This window comes from Leucobacter luti (assembly GCF_004217175.1).
Lineage (GTDB): Bacteria > Actinomycetota > Actinomycetes > Actinomycetales > Microbacteriaceae > Leucobacter > Leucobacter luti.
Genome location: NZ_SHKI01000003.1, coordinates 156307 through 164983 on the forward strand (window position 1 = coordinate 156307; position 8677 = coordinate 164983).

The following is an 8677-nucleotide window of genomic DNA, read 5'->3' on the forward strand; positions in this document are numbered from 1 at the left end:
GCTAGTCCCGGGGGTCGACGTCCGGGTTGAGGTTGGTGACGATCGGGTCGAGCTCGATCACCACGTCGGGTTCCCCGGACGGATCCGGGTACACATCGGCGGACCAGTCGGCTGTGGCTCGCGCCTTGGTCGTGTCCTCCGCGGTCGCCTCGGCGAGCGCGCGGTTGTGGTAGACGCCGAGCAGCTCCAGGGCCGGCGGGTAGCCGACCGCGGCGTGCCACCGGTCGGTGGCCCCGTTGAAGCTGCCGTCCTCGGCGAGGCCGGTGACCTGCACGTCGTTGACGTAGGTGCCGTCAGCGACGTCGTTCCAGTCGAGCGCCACGCACCACTCCTGCTCCGATTCCGCGCCAGTGAGCGCGGCTCCGGGGGCCTGGAGTTCGACGTCGACGGTGTCGTACAGGTACACGTTCTTGGGCGTCTCGCCCTCGGCCAGCTCGGGGGTCTCGGGCACTGCCGAGCAGTCCCCGCCGGCGGCCGCCGGGTAGACCTTCATGGTGGTCCGCTCCAGCACTGAGCCGGGCTTGGCCACCCCGGAGGTGAGGTCGTGAGCGTCGTCGTCGGTGCGCTGCTCGGTGGTCGCGACGCTGTAGTTTAGGCCGGCGATTCCGAGCGCAGTGCCCTTCGCCGTGAAGCGCCAGATCACCGGCTCCGCGTCGATCGAGGTCTGGTCGAGCACCTCGATGATCTTTGATCCGGGGAGGGTGACGCTCACCGGCGCACCGCCGTCGGAGAAGGTGCGGGAGTCGGCGTCGAGGGATTCCTCGGCCGAGAACCTGACGGATCCGATCGAGAAGTCCGGGACGGGGGCGTCGGTCTGCGCGTTCCAGAGGGCGTTCGCAACGAGCGCGCCGCCCATCAGCGCGACGACCGAACCGCCGATCAGCAGATTCCGAGTGCGGGCCTTCATTATGCGCCACCCCCAGCCGTCACGAAGCCGTCGCCCTCGCGCACCTGCTGCAGTTCGACGTTGATTCCGTCGACAGACCAGGATGCGAGGTCGAGCATCGGCTGCTCGGCGGTCCAGCGGTAATCGCCGAGCACCTCAACCGTGACGACGACCGTCCAGTTCGCGGTGACCCCAGCGTTCGAGCTCTCGAGCCCGGGGACGCGGACCGGCGTACCCAGCTGGGCCTCGCCGGTGGCGGGCGCCACCTGTGCGCCCGTGCCGTCCTCGATGCGATAGCTTGCCGCGACGATCCCGGCCTCAATGTCGCTGGCCGCGCCAGCGCCCGTGTCGACGGCGAGCTCCGCGTTCAGGTTTTCACCCTGCAGCGTGGTCGTGATCGGGACCGAGATCTCGATCACGTCGCCCGGCATCGTGTTGAAGCCGGCGGTGCCGCCGCTGAGCGTGCCGCTCTCCGGGGCGGTCACCCCGGGGGTGACCTGCTCCCAGGAGCCCTCGCTCGTCGCGACGTTCAGGTCGCCGGAGCTGACGGTGCCGCCCGAGAACGTGCTGTCCGCGTTCCAGAGGGCAACGGCCATGCTGGCGGCAGCGACCACGCCGACCGCGGCGAGCGAGGCGCCAGCAATGAGTTTCGTTCTGTACCGCATCCCGCTCACCCGCCTTCCTGCCGCTTGTAGTGTGTTGTGAAGTTTCATTACGGAGCGCTCACCGTCGTATCAACGGGGATCAGCGAGCCGCACGCCGAGAGCAGTGTGCTCTGGCCCACGCCGAGCTCGGCGACCGTTCCGATCACGCCGTCGGTGCCGAGGCGCGCGTCGGTGTCGGTGACCGTCACGTCGGTAAGCTTCGTGGCCCAGTCGTCGGCCGAGATGTTAGAGACCTGGTAGACGAAGCAGACTGCCTGCCCGTCGGTGAGTCGCGTGCCACTCAGCGCCTCGGTGCCCGTCGCCATAACCTGCTCGGGGGTCGAGGAGTCCGCCACATCGACGAACGCGCGCTTGGTGATCCGGATCGACGGATCGGTCGAGAACAGCTTCACGGTGGTGGCACGCACCACGAGTCCGTCGTAGTTCGTGTCGTCCGAGGTGACGGTGTGCGCAATGCTCACCGGCGTGTTCGCCACCACGTCACCCGCGTCCGCGGTGACTCGCACCTTGTCCGAGCTGGTCTTGCCAGCGGGGATCACGGGGCTGGTCGTCGACAGGTTCACCTTGTTGTCCACCCCGGCCTGGTCGAGCGCGCCGGTGAAGTTCAGGTCTGCGCCCGGCGTCGGTGCGCCTGCGGCGACCGAGAACCCGTACTGCTTGCCATCGGGTTCGCCGGTGACGAGCGTAAACGAGCTCGGCTTGGTCGAGATCGGGTTGATGAACGTGATGTCCGGGTCGGTACTCTTCGCAGCGGCGGCGTTCTTCAGCCCGCCGGTGCTCGTGACCTTTTCGGCAGCAATCGCCGCGGTGACCTTCGCCGAGTCATCGACCCGAGCCACCACGTCGAACTTCTTGTTCGCGGTGCCCTCGACGGCGCTCACTGCGACCGAGCGCGGGTTCAGACGACCGGCGTCGATGGTCTCGGTGACCGCGGCTGCGGTGACGTCGACGACCGCGGCCGACACGGATGCCGGGTCGAGCGGCAGCGAGGACTCCACCGTGTAGTGGAGATCGCGCGCCAGCGTCGAGTCGTTCTGGTTGTCCGCCTGATTAATGGTGAGCTCCGGGCGGCAGTTGCCGCTGAAGCCGACCGTCCGCGAGTACTGCGATGACTGCGTGCCCGCGTTTCCGATCGTCTGGAGTCGGAGGTAGCCGCCGGCCTTACCGGTCGCGGCGTCAACGATTGTTGCCTCGTCGAACTCGTCCACCACGGTGGACGGGAACTTCTGCGCGCCGACCGGCAGGTCGAGCACCAGCTTCGCGTCGGTACCCGAGACCTGCTCCACGCGGCCGAGGTAGATCTCGGCGGTGCGGTCCTGAGTCCAGTACAGGTCGAGATCGACCGTGGCCGACGGGTACGGGCCGGCGGTGGGGTACTTCACGTCGAGCGTCGCAACGCACACCGGGATGTCCTCGGCGAGCGGGGACTCGACCTGCTGCGCGCCCGCGGGCACGTCCTCGGTGAGCACCGCCGCGTCGGCGGAGGGGTACCAGGTGTTCACCCGGCCGTTCGCCGTTCCCGCGTTGTCGACGAGCGTGCTCGTGCCGTCGCGAGTCTCCTCCGCGACCGCGGGCCGCGCCTGGCTGGCGCTGCGCGCGCCGAACGTGTTCTTCTCGACCAGCACGTCGCCCGTGTTGTTGAGGTAGATCGAGGTGCCCGAGTAGCCGTTGAAGTAGTTGTTCGAGATGCGCAGGTCGCCGGCGCTGCCGGACGTGGTGTTGCCGGCCCAGGACACTGCGTACGAGTGCCCGCTCGTGGCGCGCGTGACCTTGTTGTTCTCGATCACGTTCGTGCCGCCCATGGGGCCGTACGGCAGCGCGATGAACGCGTTGTGCACCCCAGAACCGCCGGAGCCCTGCATGTTGATGAACTGGTTGTTCGAGATGTTGATGTTCGAGGCCTTGACACTGTAGCCGGCAGCTGCCGCCGTGGTGAAGGGGAAGGTCGCGTTCGAGGTGATGTTCGACACGAACGAGTTGGTGAACGTGAAGCCGTCGAGGTTGACGTTCGCCCCGCGCTGGTAGAACCCGATGAGGTCCGTGCGGCAGCCCGAGCCGTCCGAGGCGTTGCAGTAGCCGCCGACGGTGTAGGTGACCTGCACGTTGTCGATCACGACGTTCTGCACCGGAGTGCTCGACAGCTGGTTGAAGTAGAACAGCGCCTGGCCGGGGTAGAAGCCCTGGAGCCGGTAGTTCTGCACGGTGATGTTCTTGGCGCCGTCGCGGTAGATCACGAAGCGCTCGGGGCCGTAGCTGCGCTGCGTCAGCGAGGTACCGCCGTCGATGACCACGCCGTCGGCCTTCGGGCCCATGACGTACGAGGTCTCGCCCGAGAGCACGTTGTCCATGTTCAGGAAGTTGATGCTCGGCCCGTTCACGTGGAACATCGCCGGGGCGGAGTCGAGGAGCGTCTCCATGGTGACCTGGTTCTTCAGGTCGATCGTGACCGGCGCGGTCACGAGGTAGTGGGCACCACTGTCGAAGTTTGAGACCGCGGTGGTGTCCATGCGGCTCGCGACCACCGGGTTGATGTTGCCGGTGAAGCCGGGCTCCACCGTGATCAGTGCGGCACCGGCCGGGAGGTTCAGCGCGTTCGTTTCCTGCAGCGCGGCCTGCATGGTGCAGGTGCCGGCCGCGGTGGCGCAGACGCCGTCGCCGACGTTGATGTCCTTCGCGGCCGTGGTCGCGTCGAGCGAGTTCACCACGAACGTGTGCGTGACGGCCTGCGCCCCGGTCGCGTTCAGAAGCGGGGCGGCCAGGAGTGCGAGCACTGCGACGAGTGCGGCGGCGCTCCGGCCGAGGACCTTCTTCTTCTGGCCGGAGGGCACTGAATGCCGACCCAACGCGATGCGCCCATTGGTCGCCCGATGCCTCATAATCTGAAATCCCTCCACAGGTGTGCTGTACAGAATCGATTCTCGACCCTCGTCGCGACCCGTGGGGGCGGTGTAAGTAAGCTGAGGCCAGACCTGAGTACCGGTCGTTCATATCTGAGTCGTGCTCAGTCGCGGTTGTCGCTCCCCCACGTACTCAGGCGCTCAGCGAGTGAGAGCCGAATCGGGTTCGATTTTGAGGGAATCGGGCACTCTCACACGCGGATCCCGCCCGGTACGAGCAGCACAAAAAAGCCCCGAGCGCGGGCGCGACGCGCGCCTGCGCTCGGGGACAGAGCGCTAAGAAATCCCAGTTCCTAGCCAGGACCGTACCCACTCGACCGCCTCGCGGCGACTGGAGACGCCGAGTTTGCGCATGAGCCGATGCACGTGGTTTTCGACCGTCCGGATACTGAGCACCAGCTCGTCCTGGATCTGTCGATTCGTGAGCCCACGCACCATGAGTTCTGCCACCTCGCGTTCGCGCGCGGTGAGCTGGGCGCCGGCCGACTCCTGCTGCGCAGTGTCGTACGTGCCCGGTTCGAGGGTGTCCAAGAACTCGGCCTCGAGCGCCTCGATCTGCACGGCGTGCGGCTCGTCGCCGTGCTCCCGGGCGATCGACGCGACCACGTCGTAGACCTGCACGGCCTGCCCCACCCGGCCGTTCTCCACCAGGCGCGGCAGCACCGCGAGTAGCCGGTCGCTGTCCGCCTCGTGCCTGGCCACGATGAACTCGTAGTACACGTTGACGTACTCGCTCCGCATCGGGGCCATCCACTCCTGCAACTGCTCGTTCCGCTCGCGGTCGAACTCGTAGTCGAGCGAGCGCAGCCCGCCGAGCACCGCGGCGAACGTGGCGCCGCGCTGATACATCACCTCCGCGCCGATCCAGCACTCGCGCGCGGCCCCCTCGGGCGAGCCTTCAAGCGCCAGGAGGCGCGCCCGCGCCCAGGCGCGGGACGTGCCGAGCAGCGGGCCGTCGGGCACTGGGAGTTCGTCGAGCGCGCGCACGAGCTTGCGCAGGCTGCGCGGAGACTCGCTCGCCGCGGTCGCCGCGCACACCTTCACCCCGAGGTACGAGATCTGCGGGAAGAGCGGCAGTCCCCCGATTGCCTCAACATAGTCTTGAATGCGGGTGATCTCCTCGTGCTGTCCGCGCACCAGCAGGAGCAGACTCAGCAGGTGCCCGTGGGCGCGGAGCGAGCGCTCATCGAGTTCGTCCTGCGCCAGCTCGAAGCCGTGCACCGCGATCTCCCGAGCTCGCTCGAAGTCGCCGCGCGCGAGGGCGACGAAGCCCTCCATAGAGTTCTGCAGGTAGGGGAAGTAGTCGTCGGACCAGGTCGACACGCGCTCGAGGGCCGCTGCCGCCAGATCCGGAAACCCCCGGTTGAGGTACACGAACGCGAGCGTGCGGGACATCTCGGTCTGCGCCACGAGCGGCAGCCCGTCGGTAGCGCTCAGCAGCTCGACCGCGTCGGCCGGCACCGTCGCGACGTCCGAGAGGAGTCGGATCCGTGCCGCGACGAGGATCCCCCAGTACTCGCCGGCGGCCTCGCGCTGCGACAGGAGCTGCTCCGCCCGCGCCACGTCGCCGCGAATGTACCCGTGCACCCACGCCTCCCAGACGATCAGGCGGACGCGCTGGTCGGTTGGTCCCTCCGCGGCGAGTCCCGCGGCGATCGCATTCAGGATCTCGTCGGTCTCGGCATTGACCACCACCAGCGTGCGCACGAGATTCACCGCGGTGGCGGCGCTCGGCGTGCGGGCCCAGTCTGACTCCGCAGAGGCGCGCAGGTCGCTGCGCTTCTCACCGAGGAGCCGCAAGAAGAGTGGGTCGATTGGCGCCACATGGATCCCGCGCTCGTGCGACTGCGATTTCGCCTCAAGCTGCCGCAACGAGGTGACCTGCTCGATGCGCGCGCTGAGGTGCTCGCGCCGCGCCGGAAGCACCGTGTGGCGGTACATCTCGCTCAGCAGCGGCGGATTGACCGTGACCCACCGGTTCTTGCCGGCGGGGTCGATGGTCACGGCGGCGCAGCGCTCGAGCTCCTCGAGCACCTCGCCCCCGATCAGCTGATCGGCCGCGCTCACGTCCGTGAGCCCCACGAGTGCGAGCATCTCGAGCGCGGTGCGCTGCGCATCCGTGCAGTCTTCGACGTAGCCGCTCGCGATTGAGATCAGCGCGTCGCTCCACAGGTCGCTCACCGCGACCCAGTAACCGTCGATGAGCTGCAGGCTGCCCTCGAGGCGGGCGATCTCGCAGATCGCGATCGCGAGCTTGATGTAGCCCGCCGACTTGGCGTACACCCGGTTAATCGAGGTCGTCTCGAACATCGCGCCGAGGCGCGAGTAGAGCACCGCGTGCACCTCTTCGCGGGTCAGCACGGGCAGGTGCACCACCACGCCGGTGCCGGGGAGCATGCTGTGCGGGATCGGTGCGTTGGTGAGCACCACGACCTGCGCCGCCGCGCGCTGGCGGTACAGCGAGAGCACCGCGGTAAGCGCGGGGGTGAGGTTGTGCTCGCCGTCCATCACCACCACCAGGGGTTTCCCGTCGAGCGCCCGCACAAGCTGCGCCGCGAGCGCCGCGGGCGAGTCCCCCGCGAGCCCCGCGTTCGTCGCTTCGCGCAGCACTCCGAGAAACGCGCTCGGAAGCGTGGCCCGCTCCCCCGTTTCCGGGAGGAACACGACCTTCGAACCGGATTCCTGAAACTCGTCGCGCAGCTCCCGCAAGAAGCGGGAGCCCCCGTTGCCGCGAGGCGACACCAGGTTGACGTCGAAGCCGAGCTGAGCGTACCGCACGATCAGCTCAACGGTCTCCGTCCGCGGCTGATATGCAAGCTGTCGGAGCATGAGTGAGTGCCTCCCCCCAGGCGGAGACACTCGCCGCCCGTTTAGCTCAATTTAAGTGAGATACGGGGGTACTCTGCAAGCGTTCTCACGAGTTTTCGCCAGAATATGAGTGTGTACACAGATCACCCCCGACTGACCGCCTGAGTACCCCTAAGTGACCCGCCCGGCTCGGCTCTCAGAAGGGTCACTCGTCTTCCTGGTCGCGCGGCCCCCGGCCGCACGCCACGGGGTGGCCGCCGGACGGGTTTCCGGTGGCCACCCCGTGGCGTGCTGTTCTAGTCGCGTGAGCCCGCGCGCGACCGGCGCGACCGGGCGGCGATCCCGGCTCCGGCACCGAGCAGGAGCACCCCGGCCGCTCCGAGGAGCAGCAGGCTCTGACCGCCGGTGATCGGCAGGCCCGGCTGCGGCGGCGCCGTCGGGGTCGGCGGCACCGGCGTGGCCGGCGCGATCACCGTGAACGCCTCGCTGACCTCGCCCGAGGCGACGCCGTCGAGCACCGCACGGTGCTCACCCGTTTCGAAGCCCTCCGGAACGGTGAACGTGAACGTGACGTCGCCATCTGCGTCCGCGGTCAGCGTGCCGAGGCCGACCGGATCCGAGTACACGGTCCCCGCGACCTGCTCATTGGGCAGGAAGCCGTGGCCCATAATGTCGAGCACATCACCGGCGAGCAGCCGCTCGGCGGACAGTTCGAGCCACGGACCGCCGACGCGAACGAGCGTCGCCTCAGACTCGTTGCCGTTCGCGTCGGTCGCGGTCACCGACAGCAGGTCGCCCTTCTTCGCGGGCGGCTCGAGCGTGCAGCTCCACCGGCCGTCAGGCGCCGCCACGGTTTCGCACAGCACGTTGCCGTCGGCGTCCTTCACCTTGACGGTCGATCCGGGCTCCGCGGTGCCCGACACGCTCTCACCGTCCGTGGGCTGCACTGTGGGTGCGTCCGGCGGCGTCAGGTCGACCTCCACGATGATCGGTGCGGACTCGTTGCCGTCCGGATCGATCTGCACCACCTCGTAGGATCCCTCGCCCACGGGGCCGCACGACCACGTGCCGTCGGGCTGCACCGTCGTGGAGCAGATCACCTCGCCCGTGTCCGGGTCGCGGATCACGATCTCGTTGCCCGGCTCGCCGGTGCCCGTCACCTCGCCGCCCGTCGTCGAGTCGATGTGCGGGGGCTTCGCCACGATGATCTCGACCGGCTCGGACTCGTTGCCGTCCGGATCGATCTGCACCACCTCGCTGCTCCCCGGCGGCACCGGGCCACACGACCAGGTCCCATCCGGCCGCACGGTCGTCTCGCACAGCGTCTCACCCGTGTCGGGGTCGCGGATCACGATCTCGTTCCCGGGATCGCCCGTGCCCGTGACCTCGCCGCCGTTCGTCGAATCGACGTGCGGGGGCTT

At 68.3% G+C, this 8677-nt stretch carries 5 protein-coding genes; all 5 read right to left on the reverse strand.

The features are described from left to right. Window position 1: 1 nt before the first annotated feature. Window positions 2–907, reverse strand: coding sequence for a hypothetical protein (locus tag EV139_RS03815; protein ID WP_130453005.1), 906 nt, complete (start codon window positions 905–907; stop codon window positions 2–4). Then, window positions 907–1551 carry a hypothetical protein gene (locus EV139_RS03820; RefSeq protein ID WP_130453006.1) on the reverse strand — a complete coding sequence of 215 codons (645 nt, stop codon included), beginning with the start codon at window positions 1549–1551 and terminating at the stop codon, window positions 907–909. The genes EV139_RS03815 and EV139_RS03820 overlap by 1 nt, the downstream gene beginning before the upstream one ends. A 47-nt stretch (window positions 1552–1598) precedes the next feature. Next, window positions 1599–4379: a right-handed parallel beta-helix repeat-containing protein gene (locus EV139_RS03825; RefSeq protein ID WP_130453007.1), complete on the reverse strand. Its 2781-nt coding sequence runs from the start codon at window positions 4377–4379 to the stop codon at window positions 1599–1601. Window positions 4380–4724: 345 nt separating this feature from the next. Next, on the reverse strand, window positions 4725–7277 hold the full coding sequence (locus EV139_RS16205; protein WP_272928642.1) for a helix-turn-helix transcriptional regulator: 2553 nt from the start codon (window positions 7275–7277) through the stop codon (window positions 4725–4727). 275 nt (window positions 7278–7552) lie between these two features. After that, a partial coding sequence (locus EV139_RS03835; protein WP_157992979.1) for an Ig-like domain-containing protein occupies window positions 7553–8677 on the reverse strand: 1125 nt, incomplete at its 5' end.

Bases quoted from the DNA above. Each gene is read 5' to 3' on its own strand.
- EV139_RS03820 (WP_130453006.1), bottom strand. From the start codon at position 1,551: ATGCGGTACAGAACGAAACTCATTGCTGGCGCCTCGCTCGCCGCGGTC.
- EV139_RS16205 (WP_272928642.1), bottom strand. From the start codon at position 7,277: ATGCTCCGACAGCTTGCATATCAGCCGCGGACGGAGACCGTTGAGCTG.
- EV139_RS03815 (WP_130453005.1), bottom strand. From the start codon at position 907: ATGAAGGCCCGCACTCGGAATCTGCTGATCGGCGGTTCGGTCGTCGCG.